This window comes from Actinomyces weissii (assembly GCF_016598775.1).
GTDB lineage: Bacteria > Actinomycetota > Actinomycetes > Actinomycetales > Actinomycetaceae > Actinomyces > Actinomyces weissii.
Genome location: NZ_CP066802.1, coordinates 2,500,153 through 2,526,245, shown reverse-complemented (window position 1 = coordinate 2,526,245; position 26,093 = coordinate 2,500,153). Strand labels below are relative to the sequence as shown.

Sequence of the window (26,093 nt, the reverse complement as noted above, 5' to 3'; positions counted from 1 at the left end):
GGGTAGAGGCCCCCTCTAAGTGCAAGGTAGCGGTCATATTGCGTTCGCCCCACGTGCGTGGGGGTAGAGGGTTCCAGGTCCCAGCTGGAATAGATAGGGATAGGTTCGCCCCACGTGCGTGGGGGTAGAGGTAACTTGCTGATTGTACCCCTCGAATATCTTGTGTTCGCCCCACGTGCGTGGGGGTAGAGGTCAATAATAAATGACGCATCAAAAGCAAGATTGGTTCGCCCCACGTGCGTGGGGGTAGAGGGGCTATTTTTCCGCGCACTTACTCCAAGTTTTCGTTCGCCCCACGTGCGTGGGGGTAGAGGTCATAACGTCCGCGCGGCGACGGCGCGGCGCGGGTTCGCCCCACGTGCGTGGGGGTAGAGGCGGCGCGTCACGTCGGGAAACTCGGCTCGCGCGGTTCGCCCCACGTGCGTGGGGGTAGAGGGGTGAGCCCGTTATTTTTGGTACCGACTCCCTGGTTCGCCCCACGTGCGTGGGGGTAGAGGGGTGAGCCCGTTATTTTTGGTACCGACTCCCTGGTTCGCCCCACGTGCGTGGGGGTAGAGGCAAGTCAGGGGCGGCCTGCGGGTTGGTTGCCACGTTCGCCCCACGTGCGTGGGGGTAGAGGGCAGATCATCTGGAGCAGCAACTACCCGGTATCGGTTCGCCCCACGTACGTGGGGGTAGAGGGGTCTTGCCCTCGACCAGCTTGATCGCCACGGCGTTCGCCCCACGTACGTGGGGGTAGAGGTGACCACAGCCCAGGACATCGGGCCTCCTGGGAGTTCGCCCCACGTGCGTGGGGGTACGGAGCCAGAAGCTCGCCGCGCTCCACAGCCGGAGACCGCTCTAGCCCTCAGCCAACGACAAGCCTTCTGGTAAACGGGCTCAACGCCGTCGGGACAGCACCGCCGCCGCCACCAGCAGACCGCCGATAGCCGCCACCAGCCACCAGGGCACCAGGCCCGCACGCGCCAGCACCAGGTCCTCTATCTGTGCCAGCCGCTGCGACGCCAGCAGCCCCCCAGCGAGTCCCTGCGGACCCACCAACACCATAAGCAGTCCCAGCGCCACACAGACCAGGCCGCCCAGCAGCTCTGTCCAGGTGGTGTGCCGCCCCAGCACCCGCACCGTCCGCGGCCGCAGCCACGCCCGCTGCGACAGCCCGGCCGACTCCCACAAAAGCGCCAGCACTCCCAAGGGCAGAGCCATACCGGTGGCGTACACCGCCATCATCCCGGCGGCCCTCACCGGCTCACCCCCCAGCCCCGCCAGCACCAGGACCGCCCCCAGGATCGGGCCGGAGCAGCCCACCCCGGCCAGCCCGTACAAGGCCCCCAGCAGGTACACGGACAACGGGCTGGAGGCGTCCCGGCCGCGTGCCCCGGACCCAGGCCCGCCCCCGGTACCACCACGACGCCCCAGCCCCGGTACCTTCAAGGGAACCGCAAAAGCCTGCAGCAGCCCCAGCACCACCAGGACCACCCCGCCCACCACCGCCAGCACTCCCGTGTGCTCCCGCAGCACCGCACCAGCCGTGGAGGCCGCGGCCCCCAGAGGCACCAGCGTGCTCACCAGCCCCAGCCAGAACAGGGCCGTGCGGGCCAGCAGCGAGCGCGAGGACGTGAAGGCGTAGGCAAAGAACGCTGGCAGCAGCATCACCGAGCAGGGCGCCAGCAAGGTCAGCACCCCACCCAGGAGGGCCGCCAGGAACGAGAGGTCAGAAGCGACCACTGCGCCGTCGACCCTTCACTTGCCAGCCTGGGCGGCCTGGTCCAGGACCGTGGCGCGCACGTAGTCCCCGTCTCGGTAGCCGCTGATTACGGCGTCGTTGACGATCATGAAGGGCGTGCCCGCAATCCCCAGCTGGTAGGCGTGCTGCTTGGCCTGCTCCACCGCCTGCTTGGTCTGCTCAGAGTTCAAGGTGGTCTTGAAGGCCTCTAGGTCCGGCACCCCCGCCTGGCTGGCGAAAGCCACCAGCGACTCCTCCGAGTAGGTGGGGTGGCCCTGGGGGGCGGCGGCGGCGTACACCGCGTCATGGAACTCCCAGAACCTGCCCTGTGCGGCCGCGGCCAGGCCCGCCTGGGCGGCCAGGGGCGACGTCGGGGTGATCTGGGCCAGGTCACGCCACTCCACCCGCAGGGTCCCGTCATCCACCAGGTCCTTCAGCGCAGGCTGCACCTCCTGGGCGAACAGGGTGCAGTAGGGGCAGGCGAAGTCCGAGTAGACCACCAGCACCACCGGGGCGTCCACCTTGCCCATGGCCTGCCCGTCATTGGGGTCACGCTTGACCTCGGCGCGCATGATCGCCAGGGTGTTCGGCTCGGTGATCGAGGGAGCCAGCGTCTCCCCGGTCTGCGGCTGCGGGGCCGGGGTCTGCTCACCGGCAGCTGCGGGAGCCGTGGCCGCCGCCTGCCCCCCGACGCCGCTGGGGCGTGTGGCGAGCAGGCCCGCGATCACCGCCAGCAGCAAGGCGATCACCACCAGCAGCACCACGACCAGCGGGTTCCGGCTGGGGCGGTCGGGGGACTCCCCGGCGGGTGGGTGCTGGCTGTCCTTGGGATTGTTGGGGGTGGAAGGATCGGTGGCATAAGTCGGCATGACCGCATCCTCTCAGACCTTCGCCCCCACGCAAGCACGGGTTCCAGACGGCGGTGCCCACCGCCATGCGCGGGCTGCGGGGCTGCCGGGATTGCCTGGGGTGGTGGGGTTGCCGGGATTGCCTGGGGTGGTGGGGTTGCCGGGATTGCCTGGTGCTGCGAGGTTGCCGAGGTTGTCTGGGTTGCCGGGGTTGCCGGTATTGCCTGGGGTTGTGGGGTTGCCTGGTGCTGTGGCTTCCCTAGTTTTTTTGTCACTGGTGGAGGACTTCAGCGGCTTGGCGGCCGGTTCGTGGGGGGGCGACGGTGTTGGTATTCCGGGGTTCTAGGCGAGGGAGGGTGAGGCGGGAAGGTTCTAGTCCTCCGCCAGTGACAGATTCCGTCTCGGCAGGCCACCCCAGTCGCACTCGGGCCAGGCGGCTGCGAGGGTGTTGAGCGTCAGCGGCAGGGCGCGTAGCAGCTGTGCCCCCTTCACCTGCTCGTCCCAGTCTGGCGCACAGCGCGTCAGGAGGGGGTGGTCCAGAGGTCGGTCAGGACCTGGGCCACCCCCTCCTGTCTGGCTTGCACGGCAGCCAGGTGGGCCTTACTGCTCGGCGTCTCCCTGCCCGTTAACTGCCAGGCGGCTCAGCATCCCCGACAGGCTCGTCCCGGTCAGGGAACGCATGACGGCGTCCAGCTGCTCCACGTTGCTGGCCACCGCCCGCGGCAGGGCGGAGGCGCCGTCGGTGGAGATGATCGACAGGTCCTTGACCGCCCCCAGCGGCTCGGCCAGGGCGCGGGCGATCTCCGGGGCCTTGTCCAGGATCATCTGCTGGGTGGCGGCCTGGCCGTACTTGGCCAGGGCGTCAGCCTTGTCGCTCATGGCCTTGGCCTCCGCCTCACCGGCGGCCCGCACCGCCTCGGCGTGGGCGCGCCCCTTGGCGGCGATGGCGTCCGCCTCCGCCTGGGCGCGGGCGGCGGTGGCCCGGGCCTCCGCCTCTGCACGGGCCACGGTGGCCTGGGCCTGCGCCTGCGCGTCCAGGCGGGTGCGCTCCGCCTCCGCCTCCGCCTTACGGATCGCCTCAACCTTGGCGGCCTCCGCCTCCTGCTCCCGCTGGTAGCGGGCGGCGTCAGCGGGCTTGCGCACGGAGGAGTCCAGCTCGCGCTCGGTCAGGGCGGCCTTGGCCTCCGCCGCCTCCTGCGCGATGATCGCGATCTCCCGCTCCTTGGCGGCACGGGCCAGGGGCCCGGAGGAGTCCGCCTCCGCCTGGGCCTTGTCCGTCTCCGCCTGCAGCTGGGCCTGACGCAGCGCCAGGTCCCGCTCCCGCTCCGCTATCTGCTGGCGGGAGCTGACCTCGGCGTCCTTGGCCTCCCGCTCCGCGTTGGCGCGAGCCACCCGTGCGTCCTTCTCCACCCGCTGCTGCTCGGGCACGCCCAGGGACTCGATGTACCCGCCGGCGTCAGTGATCTCGGAGATCTGCAGCATGTCGATCTCCAGCCCCATGTTGGACAGGATCGACTTGGCGTCGTCGAAGACGTTCTGCTGCAGGGCGTCACGGTCAGAGATGAGCTCAGTGACGGTCATGTGGCCGATGATTGAGCGCAGCGAGCCGATAAGGGCGTCCTTGGCGGAGTCCGCGATGGCCTGGTCCGTGTTGGGCTTTCCCAGGAAGCGCTTGGCGGCGGCCCGTACCTGCTCGTCGCTGTCCCCCACCTTGACGGCGGCCACGGCAGAGACGTTCACGTTGATCTTGTTCTGGTCCTCAGCCGTGACCTGGAAGCCGATCGTGTTCTGCGTGAAGGGCAGGTACTGGATGGACTGGATGATCGGCAGCACGAAGTCTCGCCCACCCGGCCGGATGATCTTGACCTCCCCGTTGCGGGACGAGCCAGCGATCAGGCCGGTCAGGTTGGAGGGCACCACAACTACGCGCGAGAGCATGTACAGCCCTACCAGCGCTGCGACAAGCACGATGGTGACCAGGGCGGCGATTACACCGGATGGCATGTTTCTCCTAGGGTTTCAGTAAGGGTTCAGGGATAGAGCAGAGGGGGCTGTGCCTAGCCCTCCAGGCGCAGCGCGGTGACCTGCAGGACGCCGTCACTGGCGTCCAGGACGACGACCTCGGCCCCCAGGCGCAGGGGCTCGTCGGAGACGGCGGGAAGCGTCAGCTGGTGGCCTCGGGTCCGGGCGGATACCTCTCCGCGGCCCTGGCGCCACCAGAGCACCTTCACACGGGCACCCACCAGCTCGTCGGCGGTAGGGGCGACGGCGTTGCGCGGCATGGCCCGCTTGAAGCGACGCCACACCGAGCGGGTGACCCAACCAGCCAGCAGCCCCGCCACCAAGGGCGCCCCCAGGGCCAGGGCTGGGGCGACCTGCTGGTCCAGCAGGGAGCTCAGCAGCATGCCGGTGGCCCCGAAGACCCCCAGGGCGGCTGACACCACGGGCAGCGCGCCGTCCAGGAAAGGAAGATCCAGGCCGTCTAGCAGGCCGTCCGCCACGAGTGACAGCAGCAGCAGGCCGCAGCCGATTGCACAGCACCAGAGGAACAGGGCCATAAGGGTTGGGGTCACTTTCTGAAGTGGGGTCAGCCCAGAGTCTCCGCCTGCCGTATGGGAAACGCAATGGGGAGTTATGGCCTTTTGTCACTAGCGGAGGCTTTCAGCGGCCTGCCGGTGGGCGGGCGCGGGAGTGGTTGTTGGTATTCCGCGGTTCTTGGTGAGGGTGTCTTGGGGGTGAGCGGGTTCTAATCCTCCGTCAGTGACAGATTCCGGTGCCGCTGGCCCGCTTCAGCGCCCCAGTACCCCATTGACTCGGGCTGTTGCGCCGAGCGTCAGCGGACTCCCCCAGGATTACCTCGGCCCAGGGCTTGCGGGAGTGGCCTCGTGATGCGCCGTGCTGGGTGGGGCCGCTGGAGCCGGGCCCGGGGACGGAGGGAGTGGCTTTGCTAAGGGGGTGCGAAGGCGGGGAGCCCTGGCATTGGGCTGTGTGGATGGTCTTGTGTTGCGCCGCTGGAGCCGGGCCCGGGGCCGGAGGGAGTGGTCCCGGCGTCAGCAGCAGGCCGTTCCCAGGAGCAGCCCGGCCCAGGCCGCCGTGAGCGTGCCCAGCGTCAGCAGCAGGGCGTGGAGCAGGTGCGGCCCCCAGCTGCGTGCCAGCACCAGGCGCGCCCCTTCCAGGCAGGCGGTGGAGAAGGTCGAGTAGCCGCCCAGCAGGCCCGTCCCCAGCACGCTCCACACCCCGCTCCGGCCGCTCCCCGCCGCCGCCCAGGACGCCAGCACCCCCAGCAGCAGGCAGGCACCAAGGTTCACCACCACCGTGCCCCACGGCAGGCGCAACCAGCAGGGCCGCAGGCCCTCGCAGGCAGCTCGCGCACCCGGCCCAGCCGGTAGCCCACCGCTCAACTGCCCGGCATCCCGCCTGCCTGAACGAGCAAGCGCCCGCTCCTGGGCTGCCCGCACCCGCCGGTCCACCAGGTAGCGGGCACAGGCCCCCAGCCCGCCCGCCACGCTGGTGAGCAGCCACAACGACGCCGTCACGCCACCCCCTGACGTACAGCGGCTACCAGGCTGGCGCCAGCCCACAGCCCCACTGCGGCCAGCAGCAGGCCACCGGTGAAGGAGCCCAGCAGGTAGGTGCCCCCCAGGGCGGGGGCCTGCTCCAGCAGGCGCAGGGCCTCCAGGCTGAAGGTCGAGTGGGTGGTGAATCCCCCCAGGAGGCCGGTGCCCAGCAGCAGCCGCAGCGTTGAGCCGCTGGGGACCGCAACTGGTTGAGGAAGCGGTGCACTGTCCTGCGCTGACCCAGGTTCTCCCTGGGTGGGGCCAGGCGCTGCCGGGCGCTCTCCCAGCCGCCCGTCCAGCCAGCCGTGCAACAGGCCCAGCAGAAAGGCACCAGAAAGGTTCACCAGCAGGGTCGTCGTCGGCAGGCTGTCAGCAGAGGCGGGCCACCAGGCGGACAGCAGCGCCCGCAGCCCCGCACCAGCCGCCCCACCGGCAGCCACCAGGGCCAGGGCGCGCGCCTCAGCCCTCACGCCTGGCCAGCTCAAAGCCCTCGACGCTGAGGACCGTCTTGTACCTGGCCCCCGTCTTGGAGACGCCCTCCCCGAACGACTGCGCGTCCGGGACCGCTGACCAGCCCGCCCCCCGGGTATCCACCAGCACGTAGTCCGTGTCCCCCGGGGTGGTACCCACCCAGTAGACCGTCGCCTTAGGCACCAGGTAGGCCAGCAGCGTCAGGTCACTGGACACCGTGGCCCCCTCAGGCACCGCCTCCAGCACCTGCTGGGCGGCAGAGACCCGTTCCGCAGGCGCCTTGAGCCCGTCCCGCGCGGCCAGCCACAGAGGCAGCTCAGGCGCCGTCGCCACCGCGCCAGCCACCGGCGCCACCACCCCCACAACCACCAGGGCGCGCACCAGCGGCCGCGCCAGCCGCAGGGCCCGCCACGACCAGGTCGGCACCACCGCCTCTGGGGGTGACTGCTCCCGCAGCCGCGTGAGCACGTCCAGCAGCGCCCCGAAAGCCACCGGCACCAGCACCGCGTTGTAGTGCCAGTGCTTCCAGTCCCAGTAGAACTCCACGCTACCCAGGAAGCGCCACGCGATAGTAGGTAGAACCAGCAGCATCCACGGGGAGGCCAGCCCCACCAGCCCGGCCGCCACCACCAGAACCAGCACGGTCGCCAGCTTCAGGTCCACCGGCTGCAGGAAACGCCCCAGGAGGCCCAGGCGCTCAGCCCGGGTCGGGTCGCCGCCGTTGAGACCGTAGGCCCACACCCCCTCAGGGTTCAAGGCAGGCAGCAGCACCAGCACCGTCACCAGGAAGGCCACCGCCCCCGCCGCCGCAGTCACCAGCCCCAGACGGATCGCCCCCTGGTCCTGGTCGCGACCCCGCCCCGGGCAGCGTCCGCGCAGAGCCACCGCCAGGCCCACCATCAGCAGCACCAGGCCCATGTCCTCCTTGACCAGCACCAGCGGGGCCGCCCAGGCCACGCAAGCCCGCCAGCGCTGGTCCACAAAAGCCATGGACGAGAAGGCCAGCAGCGGCACCGCGAAGGCGATCTCATGGAACTGGGACTCCACCGCCCCCTGAAAACCCCAGGACAGTACGTAGGCCAGCCCCAGGGCCGTGCCCACCAGCGGCCCCGTCAGGCGGGCGGCGGTACGGGTCACCGGCCAGGCGGAGACCGCCAGCAGCAGCGCCTGGGTGATCAGCAGGCTCAGTCCCGAGGGATGGATCCAGTACGGGACGGCCAGCAGCACCAGGACCGGGTGGAAGTGGTCGCCCAGCAGGTTGAAGCCCTCCCCCTTAACCGGCACCACCGGCGCCTCCAGGTGCGCGTAGGCCTTGGCCAGCTCGGTGAAGATCGCCAGGTCCCAGCTCGGGGCCGCCAGGGCCCGCCACTGGGCCACCGCGTAGGCGCACAGCAGCCACGCACCCGCCAGGACCACAAAGCCAGCAGGCAGGATGGTGCGCAACGAACGACGCCGGGGCAAAGACGGTAGGCGCAACCTTGTTCGTACTGGCGGCGCAGGTGCTGCATTAGTAGCCATCCCCGTGAGCGTACCGCCCAGTCTCCCAAGGGCAAGACGAAAGACGGCTGCCCCGCTGGCGGCCGCGCTCGGCAGCCCCGCCAGCCGCTCGGGGCCGCCCGCCCCAGCCTGTGCTGGACTCCAAGTGCCGGACTCCAAGTGCTGGGCCTTGGGCTGGGCCTGGTGGCGGGCGGCCTGCTGGCCTGGGAGTCATAGGCCCCTGGTCCCCGGTCGGGGCTGTCTCACGGTAGACCGTGCTAGGAGACGCCCCCGGACAAGGTGGTGGCGGCCTGTTGCACACATTGGAACCAAGATGGTGTTGGGATTTCAACGTTTCTGGCTAGCTGGTGCGGAAGAGGCCGGCGTGAGGTGTGCAGCCAGCGTCGTCGTTGCACCTTTAGTAGGGGTACGTGAAGCCGTCGGGCTGGAGCGCGCTTCAGAGCATTCCTCATGATTGCAGGGAAAAAGCCTGCTCTGGCTCTAAGGAGCTCCCCGTCGTGTGCAACCAGGGCCCTGCCCGCAAGCAGCATGTCCAGCGGCCCCGTCGTCGTCGAGAAGCCACCAGCGGCCACCGAACCCACCGGAGTTGTCCACAACTAAGGCCACCCTTACCGGTCTCGCGAGCCATATGTCCCGGTCTCGCGGAGAGGGGGAGAGGGGGAGGTCGTAGTCTATGGCGCGAACTGAACCGAGGAGAGCCCCATGAACCGGCCTAGCCACGCGAACCCTGAACACCCTGCTGGCGCCCCCACCACGGCCACCGACGCCGTCGACCAGCTCGTGACCGGGCTGGAGGAAGAAGGCCTGCAACGCCGCCTGACCAACCGGCACGTCCAGCTGATCGCCATCGGCGGGGCCATCGGCACCGGCCTGTTCATGGGCTCCGGCAAGACCATCTACCTAGCCGGGCCCGGGGTGCTGCTCGTCTACGCGATCATCGGCCTGTTCCTGTTCTTCGTGATGCGCGCCCTCGGCGAGGTGCTGCTGTCCGACCTGCGCTACAAGTCCTTCGCCGACGTGGCCACTGACCTGATCGGCCCCTGGGCCGGATTCATGACCGGGTGGACCTACTACTTCTGCTGGCTGGTCACCGCGATCGCCGAGGTGGTGGTCATAACCGGGTACGTGTAGTTCTGGCTGCCGGACGTTCCCCTGTGGATCCCACCCGTGGCCTCGGTGCTCCTGCTGCTCGGGCTGAACCTCACCACCGTCAAGGCCTTCGGGGAGATCGAGTTCTGGTTCTCGATCATCAAGATCGTAGCGATCATCGCGCTGGTTGTGGTGGGCGTGACCATGGTGCTCACCGGCTTCACCGCCCCCAACGGCTCCCACGCCGCCGTCTCCAACCTGTGGCGCGACGGCGGGCTCTTCCCCAAGGGCTTCAGCGGCTTCGCCGGGGCCTTCCAGATCGCCGTGTTCGCATTCGTGGGGACCGAGCTGATCGGTACCGCGGCGGCCGAGGCCAAGGACCCGGAGGTCACCCTGCCCAAGGCAATCAACGCGATCCCCGTGCGAATCGTGCTCTTCTACCTGGGGGCACTAGCAGCCATCATGATGGTCACCCCGTGGCAGGAGGTCTCCCCTGAGAACAGCCCCTTCGTGGCCATGTTCTCCCTGGCGGGCCTGGGGGTGGCCGCCGGGGTGGTGAACTTTGTGGTGCTGACGGCGGCGGCCTCCTCCGCCAACTCCGGCATCTACTCCACCTCCCGGATGCTCTACGGGCTGGCCTGGGCCGGTCAGGGCCCCAAGGCCTTCAGGCGGCTCACCGCCCGAGCAGTGCCTGGCTGGGCGCTGCTGGTCACCTGTGCAGCACTGCTGACGGCCATCCCGCTGATGTACGTCTCGGAGTCGATCATCGCGGCCTTCACCGCCGTGACCACGGTAGCCAGCGTGCTGTTCATCCTGGTGTGGTGCGTGATCGTGGCCTCCTACCTGCGTTACCGGCGGCTGCGTCCGGAGCAGCACGCGCGCAGCGCCTTCAAGGTGCCTGGGGGGCGGGTGTCTGCCTGGCTGAGCCTGGTGTTCTTCGGCTTCGTGACCTGGACGCTGACGCTGGCCGAGGACACGCGCCTGGCGGTCCTGGCCTCGCCGCTGTGGCTGCTGGTGCTGGGTGTGGCCTGGTGGGTGCACTCCCGCCCGGACAAGGACTCTTAGCGCCACCTGTCCTGGGGCAGTCCGAGCCTACTGCCCTACACAGGCCTCAGTGACCACAACGTCACGCCCGGCAGCATATAGACCTCACGGGCGCTCCCGGCTGCTTGGAACGGCCCCGAAACCAGCACGCACTGGGCCCCGCGTGCTCCCACTAAAGGGTGGGGTGCCAGCGGGGCCCAGGTGGCTGGCTCTGTTCTGCGCCTAGGCGCGGTAGGAGTCCGTGCAGCGGGCACTGGTTCGTGTCAGTGCCTGTGCTTTTGCACCTAGGCGCGGTAGGAGTCCGTACTCAACTCAGAGCCAGAAGGCCCACCAGGCATGAAAATCACCAAAGAGAGGGAATAGGGAGGAATAGCGGGCCATGTGTTGACCTTTCAATGCGCAATCGTCGCTGACAGGAATCAGTATCAACTTTCCCGACGCTCGGGGCATCAGCAGATTGGGTAGGCCGATCGGCTAGCACGTTTAGACCAGGCCGCTGCGCAGCGCGTGGACGACCGCCCCCACACGGTCCTGTACGCCGAGCTTGGCTATCAGCGTGGACACGTGCGTCTTGACCGTCGCCTCGGACAGGTGGAGGCGGTGGGCGATCTGCTTGTTTGACAGGGCCTCAACCATGAGCGCCAGGACCTCCAGCTCGCGCGGTGAGAGGCTCACGCCTGGAGGCAGGGCGCCTGGCGCGGGGCTGGGCTGGGCTGCTGGGGAGGCGGCGGACGTCGGGAGGTTCGGCCTCCCCCCGATGATCGCGGAGGACGTCGCCGACAGCACCATGTTCCCCGCAGCGACGTGCCGGATGGTGGCGGCCAGCGTCTCGATTGGGTCCTCCTTGGCTATGAAGCCGCGGACCCCGGCGGCTAGGGCCCGCTCGAGCACGGAGTCAGCCACGAAGGTCGTCAGGACCAGGACCGCAAGGTCACGGTGCTGCTCGTGGAGTGTCTCGGCCAGGGCGATCCCGTCCATGCGGGGCATCTGCACGTCCAGCAGGACCACCTGTACCGGTGTCGTCCTCTCGTCCCGGATCCGCTCTAGGGCCTCGACGCCGTCGCGCGCGGTCCAGGCCACACGAATGTCCTCCGTGGTGGCCAGCAGGTCCGACAGCGCGTGGCGGACGAGGGCGTCGTCATCAGCGATGCCGACGTGAATCATCGTGCCTCCTTTGTGGTGGTGGGGGGTGTGGTTTGGTTGTTGGTGGGGATGGTGGCGGTGGTGATCCAGGAGCTGTTCTCGTTGTGGGTGGTTAGGGTGCCGTTGAGGGGGGCGAGGTGTTCGCGCATGCCGGTGGTGCCGGTGCCGCTGGTGGGTAGGTGGGTGGTTTTGTGGTTGGTGGTCTTGTTGGTGGTCACTAGGCGGATGGTGTTGGGGTTGAGGGTGAGGGTGAGGGTGATGGGGGAGTTTGGGTCGGCGTGGCGGATGATGTTGGCGCCCATCTCGCGGGCGACGCGGGACATGGTGGTGGCTTGTAGGCGGGTGGGGGTGGTGGTGCCTAGGCAGCGGTAGTGAGGTGAATCCGGCGGCGGTGATGTCGTCGGCGATGGCTTGGATGGCGGCGGGCAGGTTGGTTACTACGCCGCCTAGTCCGGTGGTGGTGGTGATGTCCTGGGTGGTGGGGGTGGTGTGGCGCAGGGTGCGTAGGAGGAGGCGTAGCTCGTGGAGGGCGTCGGTGGCGTTGGAGGCGATGGCGGCGAACTCGGTGCGGGCTTGGGGGGTGTGGTTGGGGTTGTGGGCGGCGTGCTGGGCGCGTAGGGCGGTGTGGGACATGGAGTAGGCGACCAGGTCGTGCATCTGGCGGGCGATGTCGGTGCGCAGGGCCTCCAGGTGCGCGGCGGCCCGCACCCCCTCCACCCGACGCGCCTGGTCGTTGGAGCGCAGCATCATGCCCAGGGGCATGAGGAGAGCGATCGGTACCGCCGTGATAATGAGGATGAGGAACTCCTGGTGCCAGTCTGTTGCGTAGATGAGGAGGTAGGGGAGCCGCCAGCAGAATAATGTGCCACTCAGCAGGAGTACCTGCCTCGTTGGCAGGAAGCGGGCGGTGAGGAAGACGAACAAGAGGTTCGTGAAGTAGTAGTCGCTGGCGTGCGTGTACGGGTGGAGTATGAGGATGGTCCAGCACAGGACATAGGCCAGTGAAGCTGGCAGTGGGCGCAGCGGAAGGACCATCAGCAAGACCAGCGCCCCAAGCATGAGGCACCAGCTTGCGAGGCTGACGGGTGGCCCGTAGGCAAGGTTGACGGCGCTCACGCCAAGGTTCTGCATACCAACGAGGAAGGCGAGGAGGACATAGGGGCGGACCTCAGAAAAGGTTGCGGTCTGCCCGCTGTCCGCGGTTCCAGCAGCGGTGCTGGCGGCTTGCGAGCTGAGGCGCTGCAGGCGGGCCGGGTGTTCCTCCTTCCCTCCCGTTCCGGGGTGCTCCCCCGCCTCCTTTGTGGTGGTGGGGGGTGTGGTTTGGTTGTTGGTGGGGATGGTGGCGGTGGTGATCCAGGAGCTGTTCTCGTTGTGGGTGGTTAGGGTGCCGTTGAGGGGGGCGAGGTGTTCGCGCATGCCGGTGGTGCCGGTGCCGCTGGTGGGTAGGTGGGTGGTTTTGTGGTTGGTGGTCTTGTTGGTGGTCACTAGGCGGATGGTGTTGGGGTTGAGGGTGAGGGTGAGGGTGATGGGGGAGTTTGGGTCGGCGTGGCGGATGATGTTGGCGCCCATCTCGCGGGCGACGCGGGACATGGTGGTGGCTTGTAGGCGGGTGGGGGTGGTGGTGCCTAGGCAGCGGTAGGTGAGGGTGAATCCGGCGGCGGTGATGTCGTCGGCGATGGCTTGGATGGCGGCGGGCAGGTTGGTTACTACGCCGCCTAGTCCGGTGGTGGTGGTGATGTCCTGGGTGGTGGGGGTGGTGTGGCGCAGGGTGCGTAGGAGGAGGCGTAGCTCGTGGAGGGCGTCGGTGGCGTTGGAGGCGATGGCGGCGAACTCGGTGCGGGCTTGGGGGGTGTGGTTGGGGTTGTGGGCGGCGTGCTGGGCGCGTAGGGCGGTGTGGGACATGGAGTAGGCGACCAGGTCGTGCATCTGGCGGGCGATGTCGGTGCGCAGGGCCTCCAGGTGCGCGGCGGCCCGCACCCCCTCCACCCGACGCGCCTGCACCTGCCTGCGCCAGAGCACGCCCACGGGGATCACGAGGATCCCGTAGAGCAGGTTGGTGAAGAAGACTTTCTCCCCCGCCCGCAGGGTAAGCACCTCTATCAGGTGGGTGGAGTAGAAGACACCAGCGAGGATGGCTGTCGTCCCGACCGGCAGGAGCCGGCTCATAAGCAGGAGGAAGCCCAGGCTTGTGACTAGCAGGTCACTGGCGTGGGCGGGGACGAGAGCGAGCACGATGACCCACTCAAGGAGGTAGGCGGCAGCAGCGGGCAGGGGCCACCGAGGCATCGCGGTGAGCAGGACAAGTCCACTAGCGGTGATTGCCCACGCCAGCCAGCGGGGGCCCTCCGAGGGGGCGAGCGCGACTCCGACCACCATCCCGACCAGGCCCATGGTCAGGCCCAGGGCAGTCAGGGGCTCCGCGCGCCACAGTGCGGTAAGCGGGCGGGACGTCAGGCGGCTGTCGTCCTCCACGGCTCCCCCCTCAGCTTGGTGCTCAGTGCCACGGTAGTGGATAAATCATGTTCTAGAGGACAGGGTGGGGTAGGCCGTGGTACGAGGCCTGCGTTAGACGCTTGCCCATGGTCCCCCTCTCATCCATGATGAGCGGGACCAAAGTGGAGTTCTCGACCCGGCCAGCGTGCCAGCCCGCGTCACGTACGACTGCCGGAAGCGTGTCAGTGAGTTCGGTGAAGCTGGAGGAGACGAGGAGTTCTTTCCAAGAGAACATGGCAGGTTCCAAGGCCTGCGGTCCACTGGGGAGCCCAGCCAGCCACGCCTCGAAGGCGGCGAGATTTCCTTCAGCGCCCCACCAGATAGCGCGGTCGGCGTCGCTGCGCACAGTTGCGGGCCGCGACGGCCTGCCGCCCACCTCCCGCAGCGCCGCGTACAGGTCGAGGATCTGACAGGCTTCCCTAAACGCGGACCTAACTCCCCGGCCAGGGTTGACAGCGCAACCCAGGCCGCAGGCGACAACCTGCTCCTGTGGATCCACGAGAACGCACATGACGGCGGTGAGCTCGGTACAACGCGAGGGCAGGGCAAGGAGCCTGAGCTCGACGCCACGCTCAAGCAGCCTTTGCAGGACCTCCTTCAGTCCACGGGTGGCAGCCCCTGCGCCTGTCAGTGCGGAGTCCACCTGGGCGGACGGCAGTAGGTGCACGCCTTCGCCGAGGTACCAGCCGCGCATGACGGCATCACGCTCGACGAGCTCACACAGGCCCCGGCGCAGGCAGAAGTCAGCACTAGGACCGGCTGCCGCACCAGAGGGCCCGGCGTCTGGGAACAGTAGGACATCGCCTCGCAGACGTTGCGCGGAGACAGCCCAGCGCTCGACCACCTCCCCGGCGGCCCGCATGATCGTCTCATCTCGGTCGGGGCCACAGGCACCCGCCATATCAATTCGCACAGTGGGGCTGACAGGCTCTGCCTGATGCTCCAACTCAAGGGTGAGTGGTATTGCCCCCACGCCCCAAAGGAGGCGGTTAGGTCCTGGGGGGCGCATGAAGGGCTGGCGTACGAGTTCAGTGCGGGGGTCAAGGACCAGGAGAGGGTCAGGCATGTGCGGGCTCCGTCCGCCGCACGGGCTGCGCGATCGTCTGGACGGCAGGCTCAAGGAGGGCGGCGATCTCCTCGTCCCGGAAGCGGCCCATCATGGGGCGCTGACCGCCCCACCTGTTGCGGACTCGCTCGATCGTGCGCCATACCGTGCCGGGAGGCGCAGGGAGCGGGGAAGCCTCCGTCAAGGCCCACCTTCCAGGACTGTCAGCTGGCAAGATCGCCTCGAGGACCTCCGCGTCACCCCAAGCCTCGACGCCGTCGCTGACTAAACGGATCCACTGCGCGAGGAGCGCCGACAGGGCGGTGTCCTTGCGCACTCCTAGGACCATGGACAGTTCGGTGGCAATGAACCAGACGGGTGAGGGGGCCGGGCCGCGGCCGGTTAAGGAGAGCCCGCGGTGGGTCTGGCCTGAGGTGAGGGCCAGGTCCTGGAGCGTGCGGAAGGTAGCTGTTTCCACGCTGTTCACCTCCAGGAGCAGGCTGGTGAGGTGGCGGGCGAGAGCGTGGGCCTCCCAATCGGCTGGTCTCAAGGTGGTGGGTGTGGCGACGGAGCTGACGAGGACGCGGCTGAGGGCCTCCACGGCCCCCTCCCGCACGAGGACCGTGGGCAGGGTGGTGAGTAGTTCGGCATCGATCCACGCCAGGTCAGCGCCCAAAGCGGTGCCGGTGACCAGTGAGCGGGCCCGCTCGCCAGTAGCCAAGGGATGGTCCACACAGGCACCGATCGTCATCTCGGAGCCGGTGCCAGGTGTTGTGGGAGCCAGGATGAGGCGGCGGGAGCGCCTTGTTGAGTGTAGGGGGACTAGTCCGTCTTCCCGGGTAGCATCCTGTAGGTGTTCGACGAGCCGGGGGGTCTCGGCTGCGAGGACTGCCAGTTTTGCCAAGTCCATGGTTGCCCCGCCCCCCACGGCCAAGACTGTGCGCGGGCTGTGCTCTTTGATGTGGATGACCGTGTGTTCCACGTCCTTGATGCTGGGACTGCGCTCTACGGTGAGGACCACGCAGTCACGGGGCAGAGCGGCACCCACCCTCTCCGCCACGGCGGCATCCACCAGCGCGAGGCCGGGGCGGGAGGCAAGCAGCTCGGTCCAGGGGCCCACGCCTGTGCGCGGCCCAGGGTTGATGATGACCACCGGCTGCTGTGGCTGTGGCGTGCCGCGCTGAACGTTGCTCATGCGACGCGAGCAGGTCGGTGGCTGGCAAATTCAAGGACCGCGTTCCCGACCCGGTCAAGCAGGGAGTCGAGCTGGTCCTCGGCGTAGATCAAAGAGGGGACGAGCTGAATGCATGAGGGGCCTGGCTGGACGACCGCGCCCGCGCGCCGACAGCGCGACACGAGCTCGGTAGCGTCCTGGCCGTCCAGATCCGGCAGAACGAGGGAGCGGAAGCATCCCTTCCCCGTGGTCGTCGCCCCGGTCTGCTCGGCGAGGTCAAGCAGGGCGGTGTCCAGACGAGCGGCGACCTGTGCGCCCCGGTCCAGGACCCCCTCCTCGCGGAAGGCCTCTATGGTGGCCAGGATCGCGGCGCACGCCGCTGGCGCCCCGGCTTGAGTCTCGCCATGCATGAATGGTGAGTCGGACTCATCGAGGACCTGGCTGACATGCTGAGACATGAGGACGGCGGAGGCCGCCTGAGTGCCGTTAGTCAGGCCCTTGGAGGTGATAAGCAGGTCAGGCTGCTCACTCCACCCCTGGGAGGAGAACATCCGGCCAGTACGTCCGAAGCCGGTGGCTACCTCATCTGCGACGACGAGGTAGCCGTGCTCCCGGCGCCCCTCCTCAACGGCTGCGAGAAAGCCCTCCCCGACGACGACGGTGCCCGATCCTTGCACTGGCTCGATAACGATGGCGGCTACGCGCTCGCCTTCGCGGGCGAGTAGGTCTCGCAGTTCCTGGGGGTGCTGGTGGTCAACGTGGCGCACGAGACGGGTATCTACGGCGTAGGCGCGTTGTCCCAGGTCTTCCCCGGTTAGGGCCATAGCACCCATTGTGGTGCCGTGGTAGGAGCCCTTCAGGGCGACGATGAGGCGCCGGTGATTGGTCCTCTCACGCAGAAGTTGATATTGGCGGACGAGCTTGACGACCGAGTCCAGGGCGGCGGACCCCGATGTGGAGTGCAGGACCCGGTTGTAGTGGCGGGGTCCGGCGACCTCGAGGAGGGCAGAGCCTGCGCGGTCAGCCCACGCGTGGGTCGCACGAAAGTGTGTGAGGTAGGAGGCGTCTAGCAGGGCGGCGTGGACAGCGTCGGCTACGCCTCGGTGCCCATAGCCCAGGGGAACGTTCCACAGACCGGCAATCCCGTCAAGGCGGGTTGTCCCATCGGAGTACCTGATCGTGGTGCCGTGGGCACTGACGGGGCGTGGAGCGGCGTCATAGGTGCTCGGTGGGACAAAAAACTGTGTGGTGGTGCGCGGCATGGACGTTCCTCGGTAATTGTGGTGGTCAGGGCAGCACGACGCCTAGGATGACGTTGGCGTGGCCGGGCAGCGCCTCCGAGGTGTGAGATCTCTGGAAGACGGTGCGCATGCCCAGTTCACTCAGTTCAGCGCTGAGAACTGAGGGTGGAAGGATCTGCAGGTCAGAGACGTAGCGTTCCTCGCCCCACTCCAGAGTCGTTCGGCGCAGGCCCGCAGCAGGGTCCAACTCTTCAGTCAGGGATATGGAGGGGGCCAGCTGGACGGTCATAGTCTTGGGTTTATCTGTGGGGACAAGATCGGTTGACACGATAAGACTCCCGCCGGGGGCCAAGTGGTCGCGTACGCAGGAGAGGCAGGCGCGCCGGTCAGCAGGGGAGAGCAGCGTGATTGAGACGGTGGGGATGCACACGGCCCGGAACTGCTCTGGGAAGGAGAAGCTAGCCATGTTGGCCTGGCGGGTCTCAATGAGCCTGCTTAGATTCTCGTTGCGTGCCTCCGACTCACGTAGGCGCTGGTCGAGGATGCCAAGCATGTCCGAGGACAGGTCGGTAGCCAGTACCCGGTATCCGGCCTTCGCTAGTGGCAGAGTGACGCGCCCACTGCCGCTAGCGAGCTCGAGAACTCGCAGGTCGGTGAGGCTGGGGCTAACCGGTTCATTTAGGAACTCTAGGATGGTGTCAATCTCCGAGTTGTCCCATGCGCTGATGGCGTGGTAGCGCTGCGCGCCAGTGCCGGTGTACAAAGTTGACAGGCTGGTGCTTCCGGGCGCCTGGTTGGTGTCTTCCGTGGTCATGGTGCCTCCTTCGCTACAGTTGGTCTTGGGCGACACAGACCTCATGAGTCGGAGTACATGATGCCGCCGGGAAGGATCGGGCCGAGCTGCTTGCGTATGATGCGGGCTAAGGGCTGGTGGACTGTCTCCGTGATAACGCGTCCGGTGGAGCCGACAGCGAGGTCAAGGTCGGTGGAGATTGTTAGGCAGGTTGCAGGTGGCATTAGGGCGTCGGACAGGATAGGTGAGACTGCCCGCACGGGCACGGTGCACTCCTTGGTTCCGGTTACGGTGCCAGTTCCGAGGGTTGATCCGTTGATGAGCCCGGAGTGGTGGAAGGTGACAACCGTCCCCTCCCCTACGGGGGCCGATCCTACGGTGTTGTTACCGTTCAGGGCGATCGCTACTCCCGGACGCTCGATGAGGTAGCCGAAGGACGTGGAGGTCGGAATCGGGGTGAGCAGTACGGCGAAGGCCGTGAGCGTGCCAGCGAGTGCGAGACGGGCCTGCTGGGTGGGCCGGAGTTTGCGCATCCCGTGGATCAGCTTGATAAGGAGGCTGGTCAGGCAGAAGCCTATGAGCGCGGATAGCATGAGGCGCCCTGTGGCGCCGCCGTTTATAAGGTTGGGGGCCATGGTGCTCACTACTCCCCAAACGATCACGAAGGGGGTGGCCAGGCAGCCGATCCCAAACAGGGCAACCCACACGGGCTCTGTGGTTGGGATGCCAGCGATGCGGTCGTGGAGGGCGGTCACTGAGCGACGGCGCAGGCCTGACTGGTCGATGGCGCCAACGAGGGCGACGTAGCCATCTAGGCGAAGGAAAGGGATGAGGTTGGACAGTGCGATCAGGTAGGTACTCGCTCCGTACCAGGCGAGGAAGCCGTTCCCGCCTAGCAGTAGGCAGGCCAGTAGGGCAACCGCCCCGATGCTGGTCTGTACGATGATCCCCGCGAAGGCTACTGCGACTCGTTCGCGGCGTGGCAGTAGCCAGGCCTCGGTGACGTCGCAGAAGGCTGCTGGTGAGAAATAGAAGATCATCACGCCTACACGGTGCGGCAGGGCTCCGCAGGCTGTGAGAGTCAGGCCGTGCGCGAGTTCGTGGACGGCCGTGGTCAGGACCATTGACAGCAGGAGCATGCCATAGGTCCTCAGTGACAGTGGCTGGTATAGGGCGCCGTTGGGGTCGATGACCAACTGCATGAGTAGCACGAGGCCGGCAAGGGAGATCATGGGGGCTAGCCAGCGCAACCATGACTTGCGCAAGGGGGCGACGACGCCACGCAGCGCCCGGAAGAGGGCCTCGGGACGGTTGAAGCAGAGCTTGAGGACGAAAGGGCCGTCGTGGTCGACGCTCCAGGTCGGGGCTGTGCTTGTTGTCTCCTCCTCGTCTGCCGTTAGGATGATCCGGTAACGGCGCAGTGAGGCAAGGGCGTTGAGGATCTCCGGGAGGGTCCAGGTCCCGCCGAGGCGGGCCTGGATCTCCTTGGGTGTAAGGGTCCCGTGCTCCTGCATGGTGCGCAGGATGTCTCCGAGTCCCTGCCCGATCCCGAGTAACCGGTTGTCAGGGGTGCGCACTGCCCAGGCGGTCGACTTGGAGCGGGACAGGACGGCGGCGCTGTGGAGCCGCAGGGCAGTGCCCGGAAGCTCCAGGATGGCAGTGTCAGACACGTAGGTCACCCTTTCGAGTCACGATGGTTGCGACGACGCCAGCCAGGGCCACCCACGCGACCAGGAGGGCCGCAGCGAGCGCGATGGGCGTGGAGCCGACGGCGGTGGCGTCGCGGATCAGGGTGAGCTGGAGGCCACCAGGCAGGTACTGGCCAGCGTCGTTGGGCAGGGCGGGCACGAGCGCCGGCTCGATGAACATGGTCCAGACGATCAGGACGAGGCTCGCGGGGAGCGCCCTGCGGATCACCCAACCAAAGCAGGTACCCCACGGGGCGGCCAGGGCGGTGACGGCGACGATGCCTAGGGCGGTGGTCAGTACCTCCCCGTCCAGGGTGGGGGTCAGGCCCTTGCTGCGCAGGATGAACCAGGTGGGCACCCCGGCGCTGAGCACGCCGATGAGGCCGAACACGAGCCCCGTGGGTAGTGAGGCGAGGGCGTGGTTGCGCACCAGGCGGCCGATCCCGCGGTGCTCGTTGACGCGCCCGGCGACGGTGCCGTCACGGAACTCGGAGGTGACCTGGGTGGCGCCCCACAGGGCGGAGACCAGCAGCACGGCAAAGCCGAGGCGCAGGAGGCGCAGGGCGACGGCGTCGACGGCAGCCTGGTTGCTGGTGTCGATCGCCTCCAGGAAGGTGCTTGAGTCAATGACGGCGGTGAAGGCTCCCAGGGCGACGCCGGTTAGGGCGAACCACAGCCAGGTGCGGTCAGTCATGCCGCGCCGGGTCAGGGAGGCGATGACGCTCAGGGTGCGCAGCCCGCTGCTCTGCGGAGCCTCGGAGGCCTCAGCGTGGGTGCGTGCGCGAGCGGAGGCCTGCGGGGCCTGGTCTGCTGCGGTGGTCGTGAAGGTCGAGGTGGTCATGCTGCGGCGCTCTTTCGGTTCGGGCTGACGAGGTTGAGGTAGGCGTCCTCGAGGCTGGGGCCGCCGTGCTGCTGTAGGTCGGCGAGGGTCCCGTCAAACAGGACGTGCCGCTTGATCACGAGGACGCTGTCGACGACGCGCTCGACCTCGGAGAGGATGTGGCTGGAGATGAGCAGCGCACCGCCGTCGTGGATGTGGGCGAGGAGCTTTTGGCGCAGCCAGTGGGCGCCCTCGACGTCCAGCCCGTTGGTGGGCTCGTCGAGGATGAGGAGCTGGGGGTGGGCAGCCATGGCGGTAGCGAGGCTGACGCGCTTGCGCTCGCCGGTTGACAGGTCCTTGATGCGGCGGCGCAGCATGGGACCGAGCTCGAACTCCTCCGTGACCTCCTCGATCTCGCGGCGAGACAGGCCGTTGGCGAGGCGGTGGTTGACCAGGTGGTTATGCACGCTGTGGGAGGTGGGCAGGCCGGTCCCGTCGAAGGCGAAGCCGACGTGGCGGGCTGCGTCAGGCAGGGACAGCGGGCCGCGCCCAAAGAGGGTGACGGTTCCGGCGCTGGGGCGGACGACGCCCTGGACCGTGCGCAGGGTCGTGGTCTTGCCAGCGCCGTTGGGGCCCAGGAGGCCGAGTGACTGGCCGGGGGCGACCGTCAGGTGGATGTCCTCGATCGCGGTGGTTGACTTGTAGGTCTTGGTGACCGCGTCGACCTTGAGCAGGGGCGTCGTCATGGTGTGGTCCTTCTCTGATGGAGTGGCTTTAGATGATGGCGACGAGCGCGCACAGGCCCAAGATGACGCCTAGGGCCGCAGCACCGTCCTTCCAATCTGGGGAGTCGAGTGACTCGTATTCTGTGAGACTCGTGTCGTGGGTGTCGTTCACGTTGTGCTCCTTCTGGGATAGGTCCAGGTTGTGGTTCATCAAGCACATCCTGTTCAGGCGGGATGCGGATCGGCTGGTTGGTGAGATTGGGGTGGTCCGATGGGATAGGCCGATAGGCCGATCAGTTAGGCAGCCAAGGACAGAACGACCTTGCCGGTGCGGCTGCGTGAGGTGAACGCCTCGTGGAGGAAGTCGCTGGCGTGGTGGCGGTCGTGGATCGGTGGATGGTCGAGAGGAAGGCGCCTGTCGCGGGCTAGTTCGAGGGCCGTGAGCAGGTCCTCCTTGGTGCCCAGGCAGTTGCCGGTGACGGACAGATTCCCGGTGATAAGGGTGGCAATGAGTGACTGAGGGTCCCAGGTGGTGCTGGGATGCTCCATGTCGGGGTGCTGATGTAGCAGACCGCAGGTGACATACGAGCCTCCCATTGCCATGAGTGGTAGGACGAGCGGGAGGTTGAGGTCGCAAAAAGGGTCCAGGACATGGGTGAAGCCACTTCTGGGCGATTTCACGTCCGCCGCCTCTGCGGAGGACCAGCGATGCTCGCCGGGAAGTAGGTCGATGCTCTTCTTGGAGGACTGAACCCACGTCTCCACACCGTGGGCACCAAGGATCCGGCGGATAGCGACCGAGGTGGAGGAGGTGGCAGCGGTGACGAGGACCCGTGCCCCTCTGCCCGCTCCTGAGCGGCGGACTATGGCGACGGCGGTCTGGTGGCACAGGCCGAAGGCGGCAGCCTGTTCAGTGCTCATCAACTCCGGCACTTCGAGCAGCTGGGACTCGTGGAGGAGCAAGACTCCCTGAGATGCGACGTTGGTGACGACGCCAGCAGGGCCCGCGCCAGGCTCGGGTGGGTAGGAGGAACAAGACATGACGCGCTCGCCGGGGCGCAGCCTGCAACCGGGTCCAACAGCCAGGACTGTGCCAGCAAACTCTGATCCGAAGGGGGTCAGACCGGACTCAGGAGCTCCGGTGCCAGACAAGATGAGGGACCTGTCACGGTAGTTGCATGAGAGGGCGTCAACTCGCACGACTACGCCTTTGGGTAGGGTCTTAACTCGTTCCTCGGTGCGTGTGCTATCCACGCGGGCGAGCACGGGTTCGATTGAGCGTCCGAGCACCGGGGTGCCAGAGTCCGAGGGGTGCAGGAAGAGCGCCGGACACTTCACGAGCGGTCCGTCCCAGCGTGGCGGCTTGGTAGCAGGGACCAGGCGGAGCCAGCGGTAAGCCCAGCACCGAGCGTGACGGTAAGGAGTTGGACGTGTCCCTCCAAGAATGCAATACCAGCTACTCCCAGTACGATGCCGAGGAGGATCAGGGCGGTGTAGAAGATGGGGCGCATTGGTGTGTCCTTTCGTGGTCGTGTTACTGGTTGTTGAGTTGGAGAAGGGCTAGTGCCCTGGCGGCTCCGGCAGGACCGTCAGGGCCCTGTGGGGCGAGGCTGATCCCCAGGTCGTCGACGACGCCGACCGCTTCTGGCTCGTCGGTCTGCACCAGGAGGCTGTCGACCAGTGCGGAGCGGGCCTCTACCTCGGCGTCGGGGCGGGGGCGGCCAAGCGCTCGGAGGGCGGCTAGCAGAGCGAGGGTGCCGATGGCGCCTCCGTGGAACCCGGAGGTGCCGGAGGAGGTGAGCAGGTCAATAGGGACGGCGCCTTGGTCGCAGGCCGGTGGGGAGGAGGTGAGGGCATCGAGTGACTCCGTGACGAAGTGCCATGCGAGTCGACCGTCGATGCCTCCCATGATTGGTGATGCGCGGCGTGTTAGCGGTTCAGCATCCCAGGCCAAGAGGTCTGCGGCGGGGGCAGCATCCGGCCGTAGGCCAGCTAACTGTGCGACTAGGTGGAGTAGGGCGTCACCGGTGCGTCCCTCGCGCAGGCCAGGGCGCGGTGCCGGACCGGGCATGGTGCGGACGGTATCGACGGCTTCTAGGGCGGCGAGTGCCTCCTGAGCACTAATAGTTCCAGCCACGTGGTCCAGGCAGGCCCGCAGTGCGCTGGTCCGATCTCCCAAGAGAGGCAAGCCATCCGGGAGTCCAGGGCCAGGTGTGGTGGCACGCAGGAGGCAGGTGAGAAGGTCCTGCGCGTTGGGGGGGACCCTACCGGTTGGCAGGCCCAACCTTCCAAGCCGGGTTACCTCCTCGTGGACTGTGTGCTCCAACAGTGTGAGGGGAACCTCTGGCGCAGCCTCAGATATAGCCTTGAGGGTGTTTGGCCGCGTGGTCTCGTGCACGGCACTTGGCATGATGCCTGACGCGGTGCTGGTGTCAAGGAGGGTGAGAAGTTCGACTGCGGCGGATGTGATCAGGTCGGCGCAGTCCGGGTGAGTACGAACCGCCTGGTAAGCGAGGGCGTGTACACGCTGGCACCCAAGGCGCACGCCACGGACTGAGCGCAGAAACATGCCTAGAACCATGACGTTGTAGGCGAAGCGGTCGGCGTCGACGCCGTAGACGCCGACGGGTGCGGCGCAGTCGAGGGCCGCCATGGCCTGGGGTTGGGTGGAGAAGGTGTCAGAAGCTGCCTCCAGGTCGAACAGGACCACACCGTCGCCATCCAGCAGGACGTTGTTCTCGTGCAGGTCATTGACCACGAGCCCGCAGGCGTGGACGGCATCGAGTTCCTTTCGCAGTGCGGCAAGAACGTCTCGGGCCCAGGCTTCGTAGGCGGCGGAGGGCATCGTGCGGCATCGCTCAAGGCGGGCGTCCCGCAGTGTGGTGCCCTCTATCCTCTCTCGCACGAGGTAGCTGTGGCGGGCACCCTCGACTTGTTCGATGAGGCGGGGCACGCGAGCTTTGCCAGCGAGGCGGCTCAATATAGAGGCCTCGTGACGTACACGCCAGGCGGAGTCATGACCAAGGACGTCCAGGCCGGCGTGGGGGCGGCCCTCCTTGACTACTACGGTCGTACCGTCGGCGTGCATGGTCGCCTCATAGACTCCGCCGCCAGCGTGCAGAGATAGGGGACGCGTGAGGGTGCACGGCAGGCGGGAAGGCTGGGACAGGCGCTCACGGCGGGCTGCCTGCGTCCAGACGGGCCAGCTTACCCAATCGGGGACGCGTAGGCCGTGGCGGCGGTCGTCAGGGATGAGCGTACCATCCGGGCGGCGGACTGCCAGTAGTCCAGGACTCTTTGGGTCGGTGGTATACAGCGGGAGGAAAGCTCCCCAACGCACAAAGACAGGCGCGGAGCCACAGCGCAAGTCAGTGAGGATATCAGGACCGTGCATACCATCGAGCCTGGAAAGTAGTTCGGAGACGATCTCGCCGCATTGCTGCTCGTCATCTGGGTAGATGCAGGTGAATTTTCCAGCCGCGCTGCGCGGACTGTTCTTTGATGCTTTTACTGCGAGGGCCTCGTGTGTTGAGACGAACTTGAAGGCGACGTGCCTACGTAGGCACGTCGTGGCCACGATCTCCAGGGCTGCCTGGGCCTCGTCAGGGATAGTGGAGGTGTGGATCTTCCAGCCTTGTTCGGGCAGGTCTTTGTCCTGCGGGAACCAGGTCTCCCACTCTGGAGTGCGCACGACGTCCCAACCCTTGGGGGCCTCTTGGGGCCAGGGTGAGAAGGGGGTGCTTGTGCCAAGGATGTCCTTCAGCGTGGGGGACATGGTGCTCCTTTGGTGGCGTGAGGTGGCTGGTGTGGACTACACCGGGGGCGTGCTCCGCAGAGCACGTCCCCGGTGCGAGGTGTTATAGGGGCAGTGCTGATCAGGTCAGGGCGACGGCAACGGAGACGCCGCCGACGAAGGAGATCGAGGCGAGGGTGACGTCGTCCCAGCCGGGGGCGTCCATCGACTCAAGCTCCTCGGCCTCGAGCTCGACCTCGGCCTTGGGGGTACCTTTGGTGTTCTCAGACATGATGTTTCCTAACTCTTGTGAGTGGTGGGGTTGTGTTACCGGCGCACTACTTTGTGGCCGGAGCCGCTTCCTTTGCGGATGACTCAATCAAAGCCGTTTCCCATGGTTAGGGGATCAGCTGGTGGAAGGGGACGTTCGGCTGGTATCCGGCGGTGGTGGTGGGCGGGTTGTCTCCCCCAATCGGTTCCGTTGCGCTCGTCGTCTCCTACTGGAGTCGGGTGTACCAGTCAGTTGGGGGAGGGCACCTCTGTACACGACTGCGCCCCGGCCGTAGGGCCGGGGCGCGGCGTCGCCTAGGCAGGTGGTGGCTTACAGGCGGCCGGTGGCCATGAGGCTCTCCCAGCGGGAGCCGCCGATCTCCAGACGGCGTTGGCGGGCGATCTTGGCGCAGCAGGCGGCCTTGCCGCTCAGCCAGCCCAGGAGCACCTCGACAGCCGCGATGGTGACTACGCAGATGGTGATCTGTACGGTCTCCAGGATGGGGGCAGTGACCGCCAGCAGGACGATGGCAACCATGGAGCACAGGGTTATCACCAGGGTGGAGCGGCTCAGGGAGGAGAAGAACCGCACGAGCTCGTCATCGGGCAAGTCCTCTCCCAGGCCCGTGCTGCGGTGGTAGCGGCGGGAGACCAGCAGGCTGAGGGCCGCTAGGACCCCTGCGGCGACGAGTCCCAGGCAGATGTGGACGGCGGTAGTGAGGCTCATGGCGACTCCTAG

Annotated in this window: 20 protein-coding genes, 3 pseudogenes and 1 CRISPR repeat array (1 of these 24 running past the window's edge); of the genes and pseudogenes, 1 reads left to right on the top strand and 22 read right to left on the bottom strand. The window is 67.3% G+C overall.

The window, feature by feature from the left end; all coding sequences use genetic code 11:
• A CRISPR array of direct repeats spans window positions 1-803; the repeat unit is 28 nt; unit sequence GTTCGCCCCACGTGCGTGGGGGTAGAGG; it reaches 324 nt to the left of the window's first position.
• A 76-nt stretch (window positions 804-879) separates the two neighbouring features.
• From JG540_RS10075 to JG540_RS10045, 7 genes are all read right to left on the bottom strand, one after another.
• On the bottom strand, window positions 880-1,725 hold the full coding sequence (locus tag JG540_RS10075; RefSeq protein WP_234042810.1) for a cytochrome c biogenesis CcdA family protein: 846 nt from the start codon (window positions 1,723-1,725) through the stop codon (window positions 880-882).
• A gap of 15 nt (window positions 1,726-1,740) precedes the next feature.
• Window positions 1,741-2,592, bottom strand: a complete 852-nt coding sequence (locus JG540_RS10070; protein WP_200275808.1) for a DsbA family protein — start codon at window positions 2,590-2,592, stop codon at window positions 1,741-1,743.
• A gap of 579 nt (window positions 2,593-3,171) precedes the next feature.
• Window positions 3,172-4,575, bottom strand: coding sequence for a flotillin family protein (locus JG540_RS10065; protein WP_200275806.1), 1,404 nt, complete (start codon window positions 4,573-4,575; stop codon window positions 3,172-3,174).
• Window positions 4,576-4,628: 53 nt separating this feature from the next.
• Window positions 4,629-5,144 (bottom strand): nodulation protein NfeD, encoded by a 516-nt coding sequence (locus JG540_RS10060; RefSeq protein ID WP_325133006.1) that lies wholly within the window; start codon window positions 5,142-5,144, stop codon window positions 4,629-4,631.
• 477 nt (window positions 5,145-5,621) lie between these two features.
• Entirely contained in the window at window positions 5,622-6,107 is a 486-nt protein-coding gene (locus JG540_RS10055) for a fluoride efflux transporter FluC (RefSeq protein ID WP_200275804.1), read from the bottom strand.
• A complete protein-coding gene (locus JG540_RS10050) occupies window positions 6,104-6,598 on the bottom strand; it encodes a CrcB family protein (RefSeq protein WP_200275802.1) in 495 nt (164 codons plus the stop codon). The genes JG540_RS10055 and JG540_RS10050 overlap by 4 nt, the downstream gene beginning before the upstream one ends.
• Window positions 6,588-8,042 carry a DUF2079 domain-containing protein gene (locus JG540_RS10045; RefSeq protein WP_234042809.1) on the bottom strand — a complete coding sequence of 485 codons (1,455 nt, stop codon included), beginning with the start codon at window positions 8,040-8,042 and terminating at the stop codon, window positions 6,588-6,590. The genes JG540_RS10050 and JG540_RS10045 overlap by 11 nt, the downstream gene beginning before the upstream one ends.
• Before the next feature lie 834 nt (window positions 8,043-8,876).
• Between JG540_RS10045 and JG540_RS10040 the strand changes: the two are divergent.
• A pseudogene (locus JG540_RS10040) lies at window positions 8,877-10,250 on the top strand (amino acid permease).
• Between the two features lie 462 nt (window positions 10,251-10,712).
• On the opposite strand, the gene JG540_RS10500 reads toward JG540_RS10040, so the two are convergent.
• The 15 genes and pseudogenes from JG540_RS10500 to JG540_RS09975 all read right to left on the bottom strand — a co-directional run bounded on the left by JG540_RS10500 (window position 10,713) and on the right by JG540_RS09975 (window position 26,081).
• Window positions 10,713-11,393: a response regulator transcription factor gene (locus JG540_RS10500; RefSeq protein WP_234043016.1), complete on the bottom strand. Its 681-nt coding sequence runs from the start codon at window positions 11,391-11,393 to the stop codon at window positions 10,713-10,715.
• Between the two features lie 477 nt (window positions 11,394-11,870).
• Window positions 11,871-13,538, bottom strand: a pseudogene (locus tag JG540_RS10495) (histidine kinase); the annotation flags it as partial.
• 358 nt (window positions 13,539-13,896) lie between these two features.
• Window positions 13,897-14,727 (bottom strand): YcaO-like family protein, encoded by an 831-nt coding sequence (locus JG540_RS10030; protein WP_200275796.1) that lies wholly within the window; start codon window positions 14,725-14,727, stop codon window positions 13,897-13,899.
• Window positions 14,728-14,923: 196 nt separating this feature from the next.
• Window positions 14,924-16,105: an iron-containing alcohol dehydrogenase gene (locus JG540_RS10025; protein WP_200275794.1), complete on the bottom strand. Its 1,182-nt coding sequence runs from the start codon at window positions 16,103-16,105 to the stop codon at window positions 14,924-14,926.
• Entirely contained in the window at window positions 16,102-17,346 is a 1,245-nt protein-coding gene (gene mpaD / locus JG540_RS10020) for a daptide-type RiPP biosynthesis aminotransferase (protein ID WP_200275792.1), read from the bottom strand. Before mpaD ends, JG540_RS10025 begins: the two co-directional genes overlap by 4 nt.
• 25 nt (window positions 17,347-17,371) lie before the next feature.
• A complete protein-coding gene (gene mpaM, locus JG540_RS10015; RefSeq protein ID WP_200275790.1) occupies window positions 17,372-18,139 on the bottom strand; it encodes a daptide-type RiPP biosynthesis methyltransferase in 768 nt (255 codons plus the stop codon).
• A gap of 41 nt (window positions 18,140-18,180) precedes the next feature.
• Entirely contained in the window at window positions 18,181-19,788 is a 1,608-nt protein-coding gene (locus tag JG540_RS10010) for a hypothetical protein (protein ID WP_200275788.1), read from the bottom strand.
• Window positions 19,781-20,647 carry a hypothetical protein gene (locus tag JG540_RS10005; protein ID WP_200275786.1) on the bottom strand — a complete coding sequence of 289 codons (867 nt, stop codon included), beginning with the start codon at window positions 20,645-20,647 and terminating at the stop codon, window positions 19,781-19,783. Before JG540_RS10005 ends, JG540_RS10010 begins: the two co-directional genes overlap by 8 nt.
• Window positions 20,644-21,372: an ABC transporter ATP-binding protein gene (locus JG540_RS10000; protein ID WP_200275784.1), complete on the bottom strand. Its 729-nt coding sequence runs from the start codon at window positions 21,370-21,372 to the stop codon at window positions 20,644-20,646. Before JG540_RS10000 ends, JG540_RS10005 begins: the two co-directional genes overlap by 4 nt.
• Before the next feature lie 28 nt (window positions 21,373-21,400).
• The gene (locus JG540_RS09995) at window positions 21,401-21,562 is read right to left on the bottom strand and encodes a hypothetical protein (protein WP_200275782.1); all 162 of its coding nucleotides are present in this window, start codon (window positions 21,560-21,562) and stop codon (window positions 21,401-21,403) included.
• Window positions 21,563-21,648: 86 nt separating this feature from the next.
• Complete coding sequence (locus tag JG540_RS09990; RefSeq protein WP_200275780.1) at window positions 21,649-22,314, bottom strand: zinc-binding alcohol dehydrogenase family protein; 666 nt, start codon at window positions 22,312-22,314, stop codon at window positions 21,649-21,651.
• Between the two features lie 81 nt (window positions 22,315-22,395).
• Window positions 22,396-22,605, bottom strand: a pseudogene (locus tag JG540_RS10730) (alcohol dehydrogenase catalytic domain-containing protein); the annotation flags it as partial.
• Between the two features lie 280 nt (window positions 22,606-22,885).
• Complete coding sequence (locus tag JG540_RS09985; RefSeq protein ID WP_200275772.1) at window positions 22,886-25,126, bottom strand: class III lanthionine synthetase LanKC N-terminal domain-containing protein; 2,241 nt, start codon at window positions 25,124-25,126, stop codon at window positions 22,886-22,888.
• Window positions 25,127-25,226: 100 nt separating this feature from the next.
• Window positions 25,227-25,376 carry a hypothetical protein gene (locus tag JG540_RS09980; protein WP_200275770.1) on the bottom strand — a complete coding sequence of 50 codons (150 nt, stop codon included), beginning with the start codon at window positions 25,374-25,376 and terminating at the stop codon, window positions 25,227-25,229.
• Between the two features lie 309 nt (window positions 25,377-25,685).
• Complete coding sequence (locus JG540_RS09975) at window positions 25,686-26,081, bottom strand: hypothetical protein (protein ID WP_200275768.1); 396 nt, start codon at window positions 26,079-26,081, stop codon at window positions 25,686-25,688.
• Between the last annotated feature and the right edge of the window lie 12 nt (window positions 26,082-26,093).